This is a genomic window from Myxococcales bacterium (genome assembly GCA_016703425.1).
GTDB lineage: Bacteria > Myxococcota_A > Polyangia > Polyangiales > Polyangiaceae > JADJCA01.
On the sequence record JADJCA010000008.1, the window covers coordinates 293,158 to 310,350 of the forward strand.

The window sequence follows — 17,193 nt, forward strand, 5'->3', positions numbered from 1 at the left end:
TTGGCTGCGTCTGCTTGGCTGCGTCTACTTGGGCGCGTCTACTTCGGCCGCGCCTACTTCCCCGGTTGCAGGCCCGCCGGGAGCGGCTGCTGCGTGGTGGTCGTGACCGGCGTACAGCGATTCATGCACGCCCGGTCCTGCCCACACGTCTCGGCGCAAGGGAGCGTCGAGTAGTTGGGGCCGCCGCCGGGATCTTTGCCGGCGCACGCCGCCGCGAGCGCGACGACGGACGCGAGTGCGAGCCAGCGAAGCGTCGTGGCTGTCATGGGCCGTCGCTCGGCTCAGTTCGGGTTGCCCGGCGCCTCAACGGTCTTGCAACCGATGACGATGTTGAGCTTGGCCTTCGCGTCGGACTTCATGTCCTGGCAGGCCTGACCGTAAAGTTGGATCTGCGTGCCGTTGGGGAGGTAGTCCCAGCCGTTCTGGTGGTTCGCGTCCTTGGCGACGGTCTTCGAACCGGACGACGTCTCGATCTCGACGTTGGTCTTGCTCGCGTCGTTTTGCGCGTTGGCCGGCGGGAGGTTGAACGTGCAATCGAAGGCCTGGAGCGAGATCTCCGCGAAGGCCTTCTGGATGTCGTTTTGGAACGTCGAAGCGTTGAGGGCGTAGAAGCAGTCGTTCGTCGACTCGCAAGCCGCCGTGCGACCCGTGGCGCCAGCCTTGGCGACCTTCGACAGGTTCTCCGGCGTCGCGCCCTTCGTACCGTCGATCACGCCCATCACGAACGTGCGGACGAGCGGGTTGCTGGTCGCGCCGGCGTGCGCCGCGGCGACAACGCGACCGATGTCGTTTGCACCGGGGTCGGCATCGGTGTGGCAGTCGGTGGGGTTGCCGTCGGTCAAGAGGACGACCGAGCGGGCGCCCGGCAGCGTGGACGCTTGCTGAGCGGTGATGGCGGCACCGAGCGCCGCCGCCATGGGCGTGCCGTAATAGAACTCTTGATCGGAAGCTTCGACGTAGGCCTTCACCTTGTCGACCTGCGCGCCATCGAGGGCCGCGTTACCGACGCCGATCTTGTACGTACCGGAGGTGCAGCGCGGAGCCTTGGGCGGACGCGCCGGGCCTTGAACGCACTCGACCTCGTTGGTCGCGTTGATGGAGCAGAAGTCGACGGGCTTGTCGCCCTGCGGGAACATCATGGCGCCGGCGCTCGTGGTCGCCGGAAGGTTCGCGAGCAGCTCGAAGAGCCCGCGCTTGGTGGCCGCCCATCGCGTCTCGCTGTTGGAGAGCTTGATCTTCATGCTTCCCGAGCGGTCGAGCACGAGGAGCACGTTCGAAGGCTCCTTGGTGGCCTCGGCAACGGACTCGGCGCTGGCGCAAATGGGTGCGGCGGCAGCAGCAGGCTGCGAGTTGATCGGGGGCATCACGCCCTCGGTGGCCTTGGGCGCTTCGACCGTGGAGCCCTGGTCGCCATCGTCGCCGCAGGCGACAGCCGCGAACGCGAACGGAACCACGGAAGCGAGAACCAGTGAACGAATGGAGCCCATGTAACCTTCTCTCCTGCAATCTGCTGAAATGGCGGAGGCGGATGGTCTAGCCCCACCGCGGCGACCCGCAAGGTGAAAAAGTCCACTCTGCGGCGATTTATTTAATCAGCCGAAGCGGTGCTCGAGGTTTCCTTCGAGCAAGCAGAGGGCGAACACGAGCTCGTCAAAAGCCCCGTTCAGCTCCATCCGAGCCGGGAGATCGTCGCAAAGGGCAATGAAGTCCCGCACCTCATCAACCCGGGCGCGCGGCAGCCAGGCCTTGGCCCGGTTCAGACGCTCGCGAAACGCCGTCCAGTCCGCCTCCAGGCGGTGGAGCTCGTCGATGAGGGCGACCAGCTCGTAGAGGACCGTCCAAAGCCAACCGTGGACCGCCTGCAGCATCGCGACGAGCGGGCTTTGGGGGCTCACGATCTCGAATCCGATCGCCTCAAGGTGTTCGTAGATCGCCCGATTGAGCTCGTTTAGTGCGTCGCGGACGGCCGTCGCGTCGGCGAGGCGGGCGCCGACCGTCGCACCCGCGGCGCGCGTGGAGACGTCCCGCGGCAGCTCAGCAAGCACAGCGCGGCCCCACCTTAGGCTCTCGGTCAGGCGCAGTTGGTGCTCGGCGAGCGAGGCGAGGCACGCGGCCGTCGCTTCGTCAGGCACGGAGACTTTGAGCCGCACGACCGACACGCTCTTCGGGCGCGCGGCCGAGTCGTCGGGCCCCGCGGGCGCACTGGCGACGGGCGAGGCCGCGCGGCCGGACGGGAGGCCGTTCGCCGTCGGGACGTCGTCGTCGTCGTAGCTCGGCAGCGTGTTCCCGGAGGCCATTCGTGTCGTTGTACGCGGCCCGTCGGCGCGCCTTCCCTCCCCGGCGCCGGGTCCGTCTCCGCGTCGCCCTTCCTTGACCAGGGATTCCCTTCTACATTCGCGACGTGGCTGAGCCGCCCAAGCCACCCAGGCCGTCCTCGCCCAGCCTCATGCTGAGCGACGGACCGATTCGGTCCCCGCAGCAAGAGCTGGCCGAGGTCGAGCACGCGCTCTCGGTGCTCGACGGCCGCCACCCCGACTTCGCGAAGGCCGAGCGCGAAAAGGCTCAGGCGATGGCGCGCCGGCGGCGGCAGCTCGACCAAGCGGAGGCCGAGGCGCGCCGCACGAGGCGCCGGCGTCTTGCCGCCTCGCTGATCACGATCACCGTCGTTGGAACAGTAGGCTGGACCACCCAGAGCCTCTACGAGGGGCGTAAAGCCAAGCTCGCGTCGTCCGCGCGCCTCGCCCGAACGTTCGAGCCGTTAGGCCTTCGCGAAACGCCGCCCGAGCCCTGGGCCCTCTGGCGCAAGGCAAACCACCTCGAAGTCCCCGTCGCGGCCGGGGTGTGCGTCGTCGCCCTCGGCACCGACGGCGCTGGGGTGCCCACATCGATCGAGCTGTCGCACGACGGCGATTCGCTCGAGGCGCTCGGAAGCGTGGGGCTGTGCACCTGCGTGCCCGACACCGTGGTCGTCAAAGCCAAGACCGAGACGGGAAGCGTCCGCCTCCTGCAAGGCGACGCCAAACGCTTCGGAAGCGTCCTCGGCTTCGCCCGCGGCGGCGCGCGACCGGCGACGGTCCTCGACTCCGCCTGCAAGGAGGAGCACATCGACGCTTGGCTGACGATGGAACGCGACGCGCCAGCCAACGAAAAGAAGTTGGGGGCTGCGTGGCAGAGCGATCCGCGCGCCGCCGAGCTCGCGTCGAGCGGCGTGCGCCACGACGCGAGAGCGTCGAGCACGGCTGAGCTCTTCCCACTCCGCGTGGGCGCCGGCGAGTGTGTTCTCGCCATCCCCGAAGGCCCCGCCGACACCGTCGCGCTGCGTCTCCCGGGCGGCAACCGTCCGCTTTCGTCGTCGAAGGTCCCCGTTGGGGCGTGCTCCAAGGCGGAGCGCACCTACGGCGTGTCCCACGAGGGCGCGGGCGCCGTTCACGTGCTGCGCGCGAGCGCGCTCCGGGTAGGTGGACGCCATGAGCTTACGCGCATCGCGGCGCGCGCCAAAACGAGCGCGCGCGTGTGGCTCGACGCCGCCGATGCGACGTGGGACGCCGAGCTCTCGTTGCGAGCGGCGCGCGTGTTTCCGATTCACACGACCGATTGGAAAGCGGGCAAGCTGCCCGACGACGCGCGCACTTTCGTCGTGTCGCTCGGTGGCGAGGGCAGCGCGAGCCCCGGCGCCCCCGCGCTCTCCGATACGCTCGCCTGCGACGCCGCCGGCGAGCCGGCACGCACCGCTGCGTGCACGCATGCGGGCCGTCCAAACTTCCTGGAAGCCCGCGGACGGGCCGACGGAGCGGTGGCCTACGGAGGCTTGCCCACGTGGCTCAAGCCCTTCGCCGAGGTGCCAGGAAAAGAAGCGTCGACGGCCGCGGCGCAAGTCGTGGCCCTCACACGGCGACTCGTCGCGCTCGGCTTCGAACCGGTGCCGCTCGAAGGCATCACGGAGACGCCCAGCGGCGCCGACGTGCTCGGACGCGCGAAGGAGAACGGCATCGTGGCCTTCGCCGCGCAGCGGTCGGCGCCCTACGCCGTCCCGCTGACCGACGGCCCCGCGTGGACGCTCGACGGGGCGCCGCGCGTCATCGATCTCGAGCCCGGCCGCCGCGCCATTCTGCGGGCCCGCACGGCCCTCGACGCCGACCACCGCACGCTGGTGTTTCGTCGCGCCGAACCCTCGAAAGCTTTGTAGCGTACGGGGATGCGCGTTTCTCCCGCCGGCCTGCTCTCCGCCCCTGCCTGCGCCTTCTGCATTTCCGTCGGGCTCGCGCTCGCGAGCTGTGGAGGCGCCGCGGCGCCGCCCGCGTCGGCACCGGCTACGCCGAGCGAGCCGGCGAGCCCGCCGGCGACGAGCGACGAGCCGCTAGCCGCGCCTCGATCGACTGCCGATGGCGGCGCGGCGGAGCCGAGTTCAAGCCCCGCGGCACCGACGGCCCCGCGCCAGAGATCAAGAACGAGCCCAAGACGGCGGGGCTCATCGCCGAAGGTCACGACGATTGCGCGCTCGTGGCTGCGCCCTTCGAGGAGCGGGTCCGCGCCAAGTTCAACGAGTGCTACCAGGCCGGCAAGAAGAAGAACCCCGAGCTCCAGGGAACCGTGCGCGTGGTGCTCAAGGTCGACGTCAAGGGCAAGGTTGGCAAGGCCGTGAGCGATCCGTCCACCCTCGATGCGAGCACCGTGGCGTGCATGGTGAAGGCCGTGAAGAAGGAGCCCTTCGACGCCAAAGCGTGCAGGGGCAAGGACGTCGCGGTGAGCAAGACGTTCGGCGCGAAGTAGCGTCACCGGACGCCAAGGCCAAACGCCGCGCACGGCCGCGCGCACTCGCAAGTCACGAACGAGGGAGCAGCGTCGCTCGCGCGATGACGCGCATCGCCTCGCGAGGACGCGCGCGCTTCGCACACCATCAAACTGGACAAACAAACACATCAATCAAACACTTCATACAAACGTTATTGTCGGCGCCGCTCACCCGTTGCGCGCGGAGTGACGCACTTCGCCTCGCCGCACAAAACCGCGAACATTTACGGCCTTTTGGCCACTTTTCCACAGATCCTGTGGACAACCCTGTGGGAAACCTATGCGAAACAAAAGTGAATGAGACGCGATTTTCGCGTTGCGATTGGCGTCGCGATCACCGATAAGTGCTCTTGGAAGTTCGCGACACACCAGCTCGCGAGCTTCTCGATCGCAAGGGCCCTTCGGGCGCCACGATCGAAGCCCACACCCCGCGGATTCCCAAGGGGCGCGCTTCGATCACCTCACCTAGGCGGCTTCGCACTTTTCATGCGGGGTCGCTTCTGGCGAGGCTGAATGTGGCGCTGGTCTCTCGACATCGCAACGCTCGCAAGAGCCGCGCGGCCGGGAGATCGGACGAGCGGCGCGAGGGGCGACCCTCCGCCGTCACCCGTTCCTACGAAGGGTTCCAGGCACCCCGACCGTCGACGTCGGCCTCTTCTTCGCGGAAGAGCCGGAGTCCAAAGTCTAGGTCCTTGCGAAGGCATGGCCTCCCTCCAGGATGCGCCAGCCAGAGCGGAGAGAACCTCCGGACTGGCAGCTTTCGCGAGACGACACGGGGTGTCCGCGCTCCTCGAAGGAGGGGATCCCACGGCAGGAATCGCCGCGGAGCCTTCACTTCGGGGGCGCGACCCATGTCGCGTGTCGGCTAGTCACCGTCACGCTCCGTTGCACCCCAGGCTCGTTCGCAGGGTCGCGTCGCTTCGGCACGCAATCTCCCGCGAGTGGAGCTTCGCGAGAGCGACGGCCGAGAGATCGGCCGCCGGGAGCACCGTCAGAGGGCATGGCTCCTCACTCGGGCGCTGATCACGCTCGGGACGACCACGAAGGCTCGGCGCAAGCGGGGTTTTCGAGGTCGAACGCGGACCGGGGCTGCACGCCCAGCGCGGAGGAGGATCGAGGGCTCGTATGGGTGTGCCCGTGCGTCGAAAACGTACGGCAGAAGTCGGAAGTTCGACTCCAGCCCCGTCGATGCGTGCGCCTGACGTCTCCATCTCGGACCGTCACCACACGCGGGCAAGGGCTAGCTCTCAGGGAACACCTCGTGCGCACTTCGGTGAGCACCAGCCTTGAGTCGCGAAGGGAGTTTGCTGGCGGAGGAGAGGCGTACCTCGCTTTCGTCGGGTCTCGAGACCGGTTACTCCGCGAGGGGTAGCCCCTCCCCAGGGAGGAAGGCGCTCGGGGCACTTTCGGTGGAAGGCGTCCTGGTTGCTCTATCGCGCGGTCGCTTCACGGCGCCGCCGGCACGGGCAGCCTTGGCTTCGGGGACTGGATTCGTCGAGCTGAGAGGCTCGAGAGTTCATGAACCGTCGCGACGAGGACGTCAGAGGTGAAGGCTGGGTCGAGTGCTCGAGGGCGAATACCCCTCCCGCACCGGCCACGGTCCCACCGAAGCAGGATCGGCCTGGCGTGAACCAGGATCTTCTCGGCCGAACCGGGTGTGAGCCCGGAGAACCAGTCGAGCGACGTGAGCACGGGTGCAGTTTGGGAAGAGACGTTGTTGGGTGGCAAACGTCGGTTGGAAGTGCCTCGGTACCTCCGTGGGTCCAACGCTCGAGAGAGCTTGAACTCGAAGGGTGCCTAGCCTGAAGGAAACGGCGGCGCGTGATAAAGCGCGGCGCTGCAGAGACAGGGCGAAAGGGTACGCGCTACGCAACATCGAGGAACACACCTCGACGAAGCGAAGCGGCTGCAAAGGGCGAGAGTCCCGCGCGGTTCCGTACACGACGGAAGGTGTTCTGGGCTGGGAAGCGGATGGCCTCTAACCGGGTGTCCGTGAAACAGTCCTGACGCAAGAGGATCGCGGTGCGCTGCTCTTCGTGAGGAAAGCATCACCCGCTGGTCATCGGCTGGAGCCGAGCGACCGGTGCCTCATGCGCGACAAGGAACATCAGAGGTGGGAACGTTTTCGGACAAGGCTCCTCTAGCCCTGCAAGGCGCGGGGGGTCCACACAAGGCAGGCCGTCACCGTTCGAGGGTGAGCCACGTGCCGCGTGTTCCGAGGGTGAGTCCACTGAAGCTGGCGTCGGGAATACCGTCGCTACGCACCGAGCCCGCAGGCGCGAACCGCGCGGGCCCGGAAAGCGCCCCCCGTCCCCCACTTGGTGCACGAGCCCATCACTCGCGAGGTGATGAGCCGTGGGTCCCGCTCCGGCGAGAGCCGGACGCGCCCGCCCGAATACGGCGAAGCGTGGTGAGGACAAGAAGACTTCCGCGAAGGGCGGCCGGGTGACCGAGCCGCCCTTCGGCTATTTTGTCACGCCACCTGCTCCGACGTTCGCGGAGCCCAAGGGCCTTCTTCCCGTGATCGACCACACCGGTTTCCGAGTCAGCGATCCCGCCAGGAGCCGAGCCTTCTACGAAAAGGCGCTCGCACCGCTTGGTTACCGCCAGCTGATGGAGGTGCCGAAGGAGCACACCGGCGGCCTCGTCGTCGTCGGCTACGGCGTCCCGCCCAAGCCGGACTTCTGGGTCAGCGAGGGCGCGCCGAACGAGCCGCGCATCCACCTGGCCTTCCGCGCCGAGAGTCGCAGAGTCGTCGACGAATTCTACGCAGCGGCCCTCGCCGCCGGCGGGCACGACAACGGCCCGCCGGGGCCGCGCGCCCACTACCACAAGGACTACTACGGTGCGTTCGTCCTCGATCCCGACGGCCACAACATCGAAGCGGTCTGCCATTCGCCCGAGTAGAGGCGTCCGTCACGAAGCGAGCCCCGCGCCGCAGCCTGACAACCGCGTGACGCCGAATCACGCTGGGCGATGTAGAGTACGTGGGTGGATTCCGCTCTACTCCTCGCGCTCTATCGCGATCACATCCAGTCGCTCACCCGGGCCTACGAGACGACCCTCGCGGCCGCCGGCTTCGATGGCGTCGTCATTCACTCGGGCGTCCAGAAGAAGCGCTCCGAATACGACGACCAATATTGGCCTCTCCGCGCGACGCCGCACTTCCAGCACTGGGCTCCCATCGCCGATGCCGACTGCGCGCTGATCTTCGTGACCGGTTCGGCGCCGATCCTCGTTTGGACCGCTTGCACGAGTTACTGGGAGCGGCCGGCACTGCCTGAGCATCAGCTCTTCCTCGAGGTCCTCCGCGTCGAACGGCCAAAGAGCGTCGACGAGGTCAAGGCGCTCCTGCCCGCGGGAAAGAAGCTCGCGTTCATTGGGGAAGAGGTCGCGCGAGCCGACGCTTGGGGGCTCGTCGAGCCCAACGCCCCTCACCTCTTGGGGCCGCTCGACCGCTTGCGGTCCCGCAAGACGCCCTACGAAGCCGCATGCCTCGCGGAGGCCAATCTCCGGGCCGCAAAGGGACACGCGGCGCTCCGCGACGCCTTCGCCGCCGGTGATCGCTCCGAGCTCGACCTACACCTCTTGTACCTCGCCGCAACGAAACAAGACGACGCCGAGACGCCCTACAAGAACATCGTGGCGCTTGGCGAGAACGCAGCAACGCTGCATCACGTGAGCTACCGCAAGCATCCGCGCACGCGTGATGCGGAGTCGTTGCTCGTCGACGCAGGCGCGACATTCCTCGGCTATGCGTCGGACATCACGCGCACGTGGGTCAAGGGCAAGGGCTCGACCGCGTCAACCTTCGCTGAGCTCGTGTCGGGCTTGGAGGAGGCTCAAAAGGAGCTCTGCGCGGCCGTGAAGGTCGATAGCGGCTACGAGTCGCTCCACGAAGAGTCGCACCGCCGCGTGGCGAGCATTCTCAAGGCGAGCGGCCTCGGAAAGGGCAGCCCCGATGAGCTCGTGGCCGGCGGCGTCACGCGGGCGTTCTACCCGCACGGACTCGGACACTCGCTCGGCTTGCAGTGCCACGACGTGGGCTGCGCGCTGGTGAAGCCGAAGCCCGAGAACCCCTGGCTGCGCAACACGTCGACCATCGAGACAAGCCAGTGCTTCACCGTTGAACCGGGCATCTACTTCATCGACCACCTGCTCGCCGAGCTCCGCGCGGGCGCGCACGCGTCGCTCGTCGATTGGAAGGCCGTCGACGCCATCGCACCAATGGGAGGCATCCGCATCGAGGATGATCTCTACGTTCGAGGGCCCGACAACATCGCGAACCTCACGCGCGAGCATCTCCCCGTAGGTGGCGCGCTCCTTGGCTAGCGCCCGCGTTGACGGGCGTTTCACCGCGTTGCGATTCGCGCTCTTGGCGGCGCTGAGCGGCTGCGTACCGACCGCCGAACCGCTCACCCGAGACCCAGCGCCCAGCGAGTCGACGGTCGCGGGGTCTGTCGACGCGGGCCCGCCGCCGAGAGAGGTGCTCGCGTGGGTCATCGGCGACGACGAGAGCCTCGCGAGCTTGAAAGCGGAGCGCGGCGTCACCCTGGTGAGCCCGGTTCTTCATCGCGTGAGCTTCGAGGGGGCCGAACCCAAGATCACCGCGTGGTCGCGGCCGCAGGATTCAGAGCGCCTCACCCGCGCCATCGCGCGCTTCGCGGAGCGGGACCGGCTGCCGCTGGTCGCCTGCGGAGGCAGCTGCGCGCGCCGCTTAGCGCGCACGCTCAGCGATTCCGCAATGACGACGCGTCTCGAGGACCAGCTCTTCGCGTTGGCGACCGACCATGGCGGTGTCCTCTTGGACTTCGAGGGGCTCGTTGGGGAGAGCCAGTTCTTCTCATCGCTCGTGAAGAGCCTGGGCGCGCGGCTCCGTCGCCACAAGAAGCGTCTCGCCCTCGCGCTCCCGGCGCCATGTCCCCTCTCGCTCACGCCGGCGGCTGCGAAGACGAGCAGCTGCGTCCAACCGGCACCGGGGTCGGCATACGACTTCCGTGCGCTGACGGCCGAAAGCGACCTCGTCGCGATCATGCTCTACGACCACGACACGACGGGCGCTCGCCCGCCACAACCCCGCGAGTGGATCGTGGGAGCGCTCTCGCGACTCGCAGGACTTGTCCCGAAAGACCAGTTCGATCGCCTCGCGTTCGGCGTGCCTCTCTACGGGCGCGTCGACGGCGCGCTCATGGAAGGGCGCAGTGACTTTCTTTGGAGCGCGCTCCATCGAGGCCGCATCCGCGGTCGAACAGTCCGCACCAGCTCGCGACGCTTCGACGACTCGGCGCTAAGCACCGTGGCCACGGCGACCGTCACCCTTGGTGATGGAGGCGCGCAGCGTGGCCCCATCTTCATCGAAGACCACACGGCTACGCGGCAACGCCTGGCCCTTGCGCTGGAGCACGGATTCTCGAAGATCGCGCTTTGGCGCCTTGGAGGAGAAGATCCGTGCACGGCGCTCGTGCTCGACGCCTTTCGGACGGGTCAGCCGCTCGACGTGCCCTGCGTCAAACCATCGGAGCGTTGATGCCCGCCTCGACGGCCTCGCCGATGGTCGCCGTCTCGACAGCCGCGGTGCGGGGCGATTCGGTGTCGAAGGGCGCGCGACCGATTTGTTTGGTGCCCATCGACGGGAAGATCGGCGCCAAGAAGAACGAGCGAATGACCCACCACCAGAAGCTCCGGAGGTTCAGCTCGGGGTGAATCTCCGGCGCGATCTTCTCGTGGATCTCGCGCATGGTGCTCCAGTGCGCGCTCGCGTGCTCGTGGTGCACGGTGTGAAGGCCGTTATTGAAGAGCAGGAAGTTGAGGAGCCGACCGTTGAAGGTGCGCGAGTGGTTGTGCTTCGACCACGGGTCCGTGTGCACGTGTTGCCCGTAGTTGAAGAACATGATCGTCCAGAGCGCGAAGAACGCGGGGAGCGCGAAGGCGAACACGTAAACGTAGAGGCCCGTCTTGGGCCCATGGATCGCGAGCGCGAGCGCAAAGAGGCCGAGGTGCGCGCCCGCCCAGACCACGTATTGGGTCACGATCTGGCGATAGAGCTTCGGGTTTCCGGCCTTCGCCTTGCGGATGAACTCCTTGATGGGTCCGCTCTGGTAGTAGCTCGAGACGAAGAAGTACGTGATGCCCACGAGCGCGTTGTTCTTGTTCGTGAAGCGCCAGGTGATGGTCGCGTCGCCGGCCTTGTTGACGAACTTGTGGTGGTTCAGGTTGTGGGTCGGGATCCACGCGAACGTGGGGTACCCGTAGAAGATCGAGATCCAGCCCGCGAAGATCGAGTTGGCGCGCTTGCTCTCGAAGGTCGGGCAGTGGTTGTGGTTGTGCGCGATGACGCCGCAGGCGAGTGCGAAGTAGCAACTCACCCAGGAGAGGTACGGCACGAGGGCCGGGCGCGCGTAGAGCAGCGCGGCCAGGGCCGGCGTGAGAACGAACGTCCAAAGAAGCGTGCGGACATCGGAGGCGTAGCGAAGGCGCATGTCGCGACCTTGCTAGCCCGCCTTATGGGCGCGCGAAAGCTTTCTTTTCTGTCTCGGGCGATTTGGCTTGCGCGAGGAAAGTTGCGTGCAAATCTCGCCGGCTAGCGCGGCGCGGGCCGCAGCGACTGCGCGCCCGATACGGCCCGGTTCCGCCCGTCGCGGCCTTAGCCGGTCATCATCGAGCTGCGGTACTCGGGACGAGCCTCCATCGACTCGACCCAGGTGTAGCGCGTGGAGACCTTCGAGATCTCCTGGTCGACGGTGCCCGCGACCTTGAGCTTTCCCGACGCGAGCTGCTCCTGCGTGAAGGTCCACGCGGCGCGGAAGGTCCGACGCAGCGACTTGGTCGAATCGCCTTCCATGCGCGTTTCCCAGCCGCGCCGGACGGAGCCGAAGGTGGCCGCCCCGATGCCGAACGACGCGAGGACCTCGGTGGTGCGGGCGCGCGTGGCGTCCGAGCCGAGGAACGCGAGCATGGCGGAGATCTCCGCGAAGCGCTCGAGCGTCACGCCGGCGATGGGCTCCCGCAGCGAGGCCGCTTGCTCAAGGCGCGTGCGCTCGCCGTTGACCTGGTGTTCGGCCCGCTCTGTGGCGCGCTGAAATGCTTCGACGTAGCGCACGGCCACCTTGCCCGTGGGCAAGCGCACCAGCTCCGAGTAGCGGGCCTGGAAGTAGCGCTCGACGACGACCCAGTGATCGACGCAGGAGAAGCCCTCCGCGAGCGTCGCCTCCTCGGCGCTCGTGCCCGCGAGCTTCCGCTCTTCGATGCGCGCACGCACGGCGCAAAATCCGATGGGGTCGTCGACGTGAAGACCGGCGAGGTCGAGCGACTGCGCTTCGCAGCGCGCCACGAAGGACTTCAGTTGATCCCACGCCATGCGAACGGGGTCGCCGGGCGGAGGCATCAACGACGTTGGGCGGCGGAGTTCTTTGCTAACGGGAGCGACCGTCGCCTGACGGCCGCCGAAGACGTTGCTGAGCCAGCGAAAGAACCCCATGTCGCACCCACCATCCTGTTTGGACAACCCGATGTAGACATTTGCAGTCTCATGTCGCCGCCCGGAAACGTCGCGGGCCACGACTCAGAACCTGCAACGCCCAATCCATCGGGCGACGGACCCCAAAAGTGCGCATCGCTCGGGGATGACCGATGTCGGCCGATCTCGCAGGTGGGTGCTTGAAGCGAGCCAGTGCGATCGCCGTTGATCCACTCCGGGACCGCGCTTCGACAGCCGCCGTAGTCCGCCAATGTCGGCGTCCATCCGACACATTCCCCGATGCGCGTTCACAGGAACGATGAAGTCTCACGTCCGCGGCGTAAGCTGCGGTCACAGAAAGCCGCCACGGGGACGTTGTTGAGTCGCTCGAGAGCGCGTGCTTTGTGTTCAAACCTTCCGGGTGGGGAACCAATGAGCAAGAACGCTGAACTTGCGCGGACACGACAGCAGACCGCCGCGGAGCCGCGGCGCCCTGCGAGCGGCACCATGCAGCGCGTGCGGCCTGACGTGCGGCGCGACGACGACGAAGTGACCCGCGTGATGGTTCCGCATCCCGGCGACGACGGCGGCAAGACGCGCCAATACGGCGACACACCGACTCGCGTCTTCGCAGCCGTCGGCGAAGCGCCCGGCGAGACTGCCGTCCTTGCAAGCGGCCTGCGCGAGAGCGGCAGCGTAGGCTCTGGTGAAAGGGGGCCGGCGACGGACGCGGCACCGGCCTCGGAGCTCCGCCCGAAGGTCGTCGAGGCCCAGGTGGTCGGCGCCATCGCGCCCATGGAGGCGGAGCGGACGAACGTGTTCGCCAACAATGACGCCACGCTCGTGACGGCGCCGTCGCATGCCGAGGCCTGGGAGACCTGGGAATCGACCACGGCGAAGACAAGCCCTCGCCGCGAGCCGACGCCCGTGGATCGACTGCTCTTGAACGCCATCGCCGCGCCGCCCGTCGTGCCGATCATCGCGATGCGCACCGCGCCACCCAACGCTCGACTGCTCGCGACCGTCGCACTCTTCACGGCGCTAGGAATGTTGTGGGTCTTCACCGTGGCGGCGATGGTGATGTCGTTCGTCACGCGAATGCCGTAGCGGCGCCGCACCGAGCTCGCGGGCGCGCTCTCGAGTCGCGTTCGCCGCCTCCTTGCTACTCGGCGACGCCGAGGCCGAGCGGAGCGAACAGCGTTCGTTGCTCGAGCGTCAGGCCCGCGAGGGCCACGAGGAGATCCTTCTTCTTCACGTAGAGCTCCTCGCGCGCGCCAGCGTCGGACTCTCGCTTGAGGGAGAGCTCTTCCTTGTTGGGGCTCCGACGCGACACCTCGGTCATCGTGTGCGCGAGGGACCGCACCACGCGCGCGAGGAGCTCACCGTATTGCCCCGAGTCGAAGACGTTTTCACCGTCGAGCATCAGCGCCGTGAGCGCCGATCGCTGGTCGAGCGGCCCTTCGACCGCGCTGCGCAAGCGCTCCCAGAACTGGAGAACCTTCCTCCGGTCCGCTTCTTCGAGCTCGACCGGGCCCGCGTGCTCCGCGGCCTCGAGGGCGCGCGTCACGTGGGCCACGAGGCGGCCTTCCTCTTGGAGTCGCGCCTCGAACACGTAGGCGTCAGGCTCCGTCGCGCGACGACGCAATCGAATCTCTGCGGTGTCCTCGCCGAGGACGAAACCGCCCAGAATGAAGTCGTCGAGGCGCACGGCTTCCGGCTCGTCGCCGCGGCGGAAGAGGCCCTTCTTGAGGCCAATGAGCATCGAAAGCTCGGGCGCGAAGTCACCGGCGCGACGCGGCGCGACCCAATCGTGAGCGCGGCTCGCAGCGAGCGTGACGGCGGCGACGATCCCGCCTTCGTGAACGAGCTCGGCGCTCATGCGCGGGCTCTGGCCCTCGAGGTCCATGCGAATGGTGGCGGCGAGGATCGGCATCCTCGCGGAGAGGAAGAACCCCTCGAGCGCTTGGCGAGCCAGCTCGTGACGTTGCGCGAGCTCGGTCTCGAGGGCGCGACGTTCGTGGTCTTCGCGTTGCCCGGCGTGAGCGCGGGCAGCCTCCACGGCGCGGCCCGCCTCATCGCGGATTCGCCCCGCGTAGTCCGGGGCTAGCTCGCCGGCGAGGCGCATCGCTCCGGCTTCGAGGTCGGCGACGAGCGTCGCGTGGAGGGCCTCGAGGTCGGCCAGCGCACGAACGCGCGTGCGCTCCGACGCGACGCGCGCCTCGACGAGCGCAGCCATTTCGCTGGTCAGCGAGACGGTCCGCGCCGCCTCCTCCAAGAACCGCTGAAGCGTCGCGAGGAAATCGTATCCGTGAGGAAACGGCGCCGAGTCTCCGTACAGGTACCGCATAGGAAGGTCGCCGAGCGACCGAGGACCGTTATAGCGTTCGCCGGCCAGCGGGATCGACCTTTTGGCCCGAGCCGTGGCCGCGGTACCTTCCAACGCATGACTTCGCCCACCGACCCGGTCGTCACGGCACCATGGCTGATGGCACGTCCTCGACCCTGGTCCGACCTTCGCGTCGTCGATGTCCGTTGGTCGCTCAGCAAACGTGGCCGCGACGCGTACGCGGCAGGGCACGTAGAGGGAGCCGCCTTCTTGGACCTCGACGTGGACCTCTCAGCGCCGTCGGGCCCGGGCCGACACCCGATGCCGGAGCGAGCTCAGCTCGAACGCGTCTTCGGGGCCATCGGCGTCGACGCGACCACCCACGTGGTGGCCTACGACGACGCCGGCGGCGCCATCGCCGCGCGCGTTTGGTTCCTCTTGCGCCGCTACGGACACGAGCGCGTGTCGATCCTCGACGGAGGCTTTCCCGCGTGGGTCGCCGCCGGCGGACCTGTATCCACCGACGGGCCCAGCTTTGAGCCCCAAGCGCTCAGCCTCGCCGCGCCCCAGCGAAGCGACGTCGTCGACAAGGCCTTCGTGGAGCGACTCGCGCTCGGCGGCGGCGTGGGCCGCACGCTCCTGCTCGACGCGCGCGCGCGCGAGCGCTACCGCGGCGACACGGAGCCCGTCGACGCGCGGCCCGGACACATTCCTTCGGCCGTGAACGCGCCCTTCGCGGATCTCCTGGTGACGAAGGCCGACGGCACGACGGGCCTCAAGTCCAAGAGCGAGCTGGAGGCGTACTTCCGCTCGCTCGGCGCCGGCGCGGCCGACGACATCGTCGTCTATTGCGGCTCCGGCGTGACGGCGTGCCTCGACGTCCTGGCCCTCGAGCGTGCGGGGTTCGCGGCTCTTATCTACGAGGGCAGCTACAGCGATTGGGCACGCGACGACCGCCTCCCGGTGGCGCTCGGCGATCGCTGAAATGCTATAGAGGGCACCCCATGCGGATCCGATCCCTCGAAGGCAACACGCAACGACTCGACGGTGGCGCCATGTTCGGCAACTGTCCGAAGGCGCTTTGGGAGCGCTGGGCCGCGCCCGACGAGAAGAACCGCATCGACTTCGCGTGCCGCGCCATGCTCGTCACGGAGACATCGGGCCGCAACGTGCTCTTCGAGGCGGGCATCGGCGCGTTCTTCGATCCGAAGATGAAGGAGCGGTTCGGCGTGATCGAAGAGGAGCACGTCCTCGTTCGCTCGCTCAAGGAGCAAGGTCTCACGCCGAAAGACATCGACGTGCTCGTCCTCAGCCACCTTCACTTCGATCACGCCGGCGGCCTGCTCTCCGCCTACGCACCCGGCAAGGCGCTCGAGCTCGTGTTTCCCAAGGCGACCTACGTGGTGGGCGCTCGCGCCTGGGAGCGCGCCAAGGCCCCGCACGTGCGCGACCGCGCGTCGTTCATCCCCGAGCTCACGGGACTCCTCGAAGCGACCGGGCGCCTCGAACTCGTCCGAGAAGAAGGCGACGCCGCGACGAGCGCCACGCTCGGCGCGGGCTACACGTTCTTCCTTTCCGAAGGGCATACGCCGGGTCTGCTTCTCTCCACGGTCTACGACGGCCCAAGGGGGCCCATCACCTTCCTCGGCGATCTGGTGCCGGGCCTGCCGTGGGTCCACCTGCCCATCACCATGGGCTACGACCGCTTCCCGGAGCTGCTCATCGAGGAGAAGACCCGCCTCTTGACGCGCATCGTGGCGGGCTCCGAGTGGGTCTTCTACACGCACGATCGCGGAGCGGCGGCCTCGCGCGTCGTCGAGAAGGACGGCCGCTTCATGGCTGAGGGCAGCCAGAAGAGCATCGACTGGAGCCACTGATGGCGGACGAAGACGACAAGGGCCTCTTCGGCGGCGGACTCTTCACCCCGCTCTTCTTCGCGCTCCCCATCGCGCTCGTCGCATTCGGCGGATTTGTCGCCTTTCGCGGAAAAGACGAGATGAAGGCCGTGCTCACGCGCGGCGAGGCCGAGGGGCGCGCCTTCGCGGTGCCCAAGCGCTCCGCGAGCGAGTGTTTCGACGGGGCCGTCCTCGCGATGGACCGCATGAACGAGCCCCGCGAGCCGGGTGCCGCTGCGTTCTTTGAGGCATGCCTGGAGACGAGTGGCCTCGAGAAGACAACCGGCACGAAACACTCGGCGCCGTCGCGGGGTCTCCTCGACGACTGGGCAAAGCGCGAGTGCGCGGCGCGGGGACGTGTGGGCGACGCGCAGTGCGCACTCTTCGTGGGCCTCGCGAACGTCGACGTGTGCCGGGCGCCGTTTCGAGGTCAGGCGAAAGCCGAGGCGCGGTGGCAGTGCCCGTGACAGCGGCGCTCCCATGAGCGACGGCCGCGTGTATCCAAAGTCCGCGGAGTGGCGACCGCCGGCTCCGTGACGCGGGCGCCATGGGGCCGGCGCAAAAGCGGCGGCGCGGCGCGCGAAAGTTGGCCAACTTCCGCGACAATGCGAACGCTTGAGCCTGGTCCGAGCTGTGCATGGGAAGTCATCGTCGTAGGCACCACCAAAAAGGCCGCGGGCGCGGCGCCTTTACGGGTGAGTGGTGACCGTCCTGGTTCGACTCCG

Annotated in this window: 15 protein-coding genes; 9 read left to right on the forward strand and 6 right to left on the reverse strand. The window is 67.8% G+C overall.

The annotated features are described in order from the left end of the window. Window positions 1–53: 53 nt before the first annotated feature. The 3 genes from IPG50_16270 to IPG50_16280 all read right to left on the reverse strand — a co-directional run bounded on the left by IPG50_16270 (window position 54) and on the right by IPG50_16280 (window position 2,297). The gene (locus IPG50_16270) at window positions 54–266 is read right to left on the reverse strand and encodes a hypothetical protein (protein ID MBK6693744.1); all 213 of its coding nucleotides are present in this window, start codon (window positions 264–266) and stop codon (window positions 54–56) included. 15 nt (window positions 267–281) lie between these two features. Further along, window positions 282–1,487, reverse strand: coding sequence for a hypothetical protein (locus IPG50_16275; GenBank protein MBK6693745.1), 1,206 nt, complete (start codon window positions 1,485–1,487; stop codon window positions 282–284). Between the two features lie 105 nt (window positions 1,488–1,592). After that, on the reverse strand, window positions 1,593–2,297 hold the full coding sequence (locus IPG50_16280; protein ID MBK6693746.1) for a hypothetical protein: 705 nt from the start codon (window positions 2,295–2,297) through the stop codon (window positions 1,593–1,595). A 104-nt stretch (window positions 2,298–2,401) separates the two neighbouring features. On the opposite strand from IPG50_16280, the gene IPG50_16285 reads away from it, so the two are divergent. The 5 genes from IPG50_16285 (at window position 2,402) to IPG50_16305 (ending at window position 10,318) form a co-directional block, all read left to right on the forward strand. Beyond that, the gene (locus IPG50_16285) at window positions 2,402–4,186 is read left to right on the forward strand and encodes a hypothetical protein (protein ID MBK6693747.1); all 1,785 of its coding nucleotides are present in this window, start codon (window positions 2,402–2,404) and stop codon (window positions 4,184–4,186) included. 314 nt (window positions 4,187–4,500) lie between these two features. Then, window positions 4,501–4,770, forward strand: coding sequence for an AgmX/PglI C-terminal domain-containing protein (locus IPG50_16290; protein ID MBK6693748.1), 270 nt, complete (start codon window positions 4,501–4,503; stop codon window positions 4,768–4,770). 2,541 nt (window positions 4,771–7,311) lie between these two features. Next, window positions 7,312–7,698, forward strand: coding sequence for a VOC family protein (locus IPG50_16295; protein MBK6693749.1), 387 nt, complete (start codon window positions 7,312–7,314; stop codon window positions 7,696–7,698). An 84-nt stretch (window positions 7,699–7,782) separates the two neighbouring features. After that, on the forward strand, window positions 7,783–9,123 hold the full coding sequence (gene pepQ, locus IPG50_16300; GenBank protein MBK6693750.1) for a Xaa-Pro dipeptidase: 1,341 nt from the start codon (window positions 7,783–7,785) through the stop codon (window positions 9,121–9,123). Next, the gene (locus IPG50_16305; GenBank protein MBK6693751.1) at window positions 9,116–10,318 is read left to right on the forward strand and encodes a hypothetical protein; all 1,203 of its coding nucleotides are present in this window, start codon (window positions 9,116–9,118) and stop codon (window positions 10,316–10,318) included. The genes pepQ and IPG50_16305 overlap by 8 nt, the downstream gene beginning before the upstream one ends. Here IPG50_16305 and IPG50_16310 read toward each other — a convergent pair. Both IPG50_16310 and IPG50_16315 read right to left on the reverse strand, forming a co-directional pair. Then, window positions 10,299–11,270, reverse strand: coding sequence for a fatty acid desaturase (locus tag IPG50_16310; GenBank protein ID MBK6693752.1), 972 nt, complete (start codon window positions 11,268–11,270; stop codon window positions 10,299–10,301). The genes IPG50_16305 and IPG50_16310 overlap by 20 nt on opposite strands. 164 nt (window positions 11,271–11,434) lie before the next feature. Continuing rightward, window positions 11,435–12,268 (reverse strand): hypothetical protein, encoded by an 834-nt coding sequence (locus tag IPG50_16315; GenBank protein MBK6693753.1) that lies wholly within the window; start codon window positions 12,266–12,268, stop codon window positions 11,435–11,437. Between the two features lie 411 nt (window positions 12,269–12,679). On the opposite strand from IPG50_16315, the gene IPG50_16320 reads away from it, so the two are divergent. Then, window positions 12,680–13,354, forward strand: a complete 675-nt coding sequence (locus IPG50_16320) for a hypothetical protein (protein MBK6693754.1) — start codon at window positions 12,680–12,682, stop codon at window positions 13,352–13,354. Between the two features lie 55 nt (window positions 13,355–13,409). Here the strand turns inward: IPG50_16320 and IPG50_16325 are convergent, their stop codons facing one another. Then, entirely contained in the window at window positions 13,410–14,594 is a 1,185-nt protein-coding gene (locus IPG50_16325) for a hypothetical protein (protein MBK6693755.1), read from the reverse strand. Between the two features lie 138 nt (window positions 14,595–14,732). Between IPG50_16325 and IPG50_16330 the strand changes: the two genes are divergently transcribed. The 3 genes from IPG50_16330 to IPG50_16340 are packed head-to-tail and all read left to right on the forward strand — an operon-like array spanning window position 14,733 to window position 16,935. Beyond that, window positions 14,733–15,557 carry a sulfurtransferase gene (locus IPG50_16330; GenBank protein ID MBK6693756.1) on the forward strand — a complete coding sequence of 275 codons (825 nt, stop codon included), beginning with the start codon at window positions 14,733–14,735 and terminating at the stop codon, window positions 15,555–15,557. 20 nt (window positions 15,558–15,577) lie between these two features. Next, complete coding sequence (locus IPG50_16335; protein MBK6693757.1) at window positions 15,578–16,450, forward strand: MBL fold metallo-hydrolase; 873 nt, start codon at window positions 15,578–15,580, stop codon at window positions 16,448–16,450. After that, on the forward strand, window positions 16,450–16,935 hold the full coding sequence (locus IPG50_16340; protein ID MBK6693758.1) for a hypothetical protein: 486 nt from the start codon (window positions 16,450–16,452) through the stop codon (window positions 16,933–16,935). Before IPG50_16335 ends, IPG50_16340 begins: the two co-directional genes overlap by 1 nt. The last annotated feature ends 258 nt before the right edge of the window (window positions 16,936–17,193 follow it).

Excerpts from the sequence above, each read along its gene's own strand:
- IPG50_16315 (MBK6693753.1), bottom strand. The coding sequence starts at position 12,268 with ATGGGGTTCTTTCGCTGGCTCAGCAACGTCTTCGGCGGCCGTCAGGCG.
- IPG50_16325 (MBK6693755.1), bottom strand. The coding sequence starts at position 14,594 with ATGCGGTACCTGTACGGAGACTCGGCGCCGTTTCCTCACGGATACGAT.
- IPG50_16340 (MBK6693758.1), top strand. The coding sequence starts at position 16,450 with ATGGCGGACGAAGACGACAAGGGCCTCTTCGGCGGCGGACTCTTCACC.
- IPG50_16330 (MBK6693756.1), top strand. The coding sequence starts at position 14,733 with ATGGCACGTCCTCGACCCTGGTCCGACCTTCGCGTCGTCGATGTCCGT.
- IPG50_16275 (MBK6693745.1), bottom strand. The coding sequence starts at position 1,487 with ATGGGCTCCATTCGTTCACTGGTTCTCGCTTCCGTGGTTCCGTTCGCG.
- IPG50_16270 (MBK6693744.1), bottom strand. The coding sequence starts at position 266 with ATGACAGCCACGACGCTTCGCTGGCTCGCACTCGCGTCCGTCGTCGCG.
- IPG50_16310 (MBK6693752.1), bottom strand. The coding sequence starts at position 11,270 with ATGCGCCTTCGCTACGCCTCCGATGTCCGCACGCTTCTTTGGACGTTC.
- IPG50_16320 (MBK6693754.1), top strand. The coding sequence starts at position 12,680 with ATGAGCAAGAACGCTGAACTTGCGCGGACACGACAGCAGACCGCCGCG.
- IPG50_16280 (MBK6693746.1), bottom strand. The coding sequence starts at position 2,297 with ATGGCCTCCGGGAACACGCTGCCGAGCTACGACGACGACGACGTCCCG.
- IPG50_16335 (MBK6693757.1), top strand. The coding sequence starts at position 15,578 with ATGCGGATCCGATCCCTCGAAGGCAACACGCAACGACTCGACGGTGGC.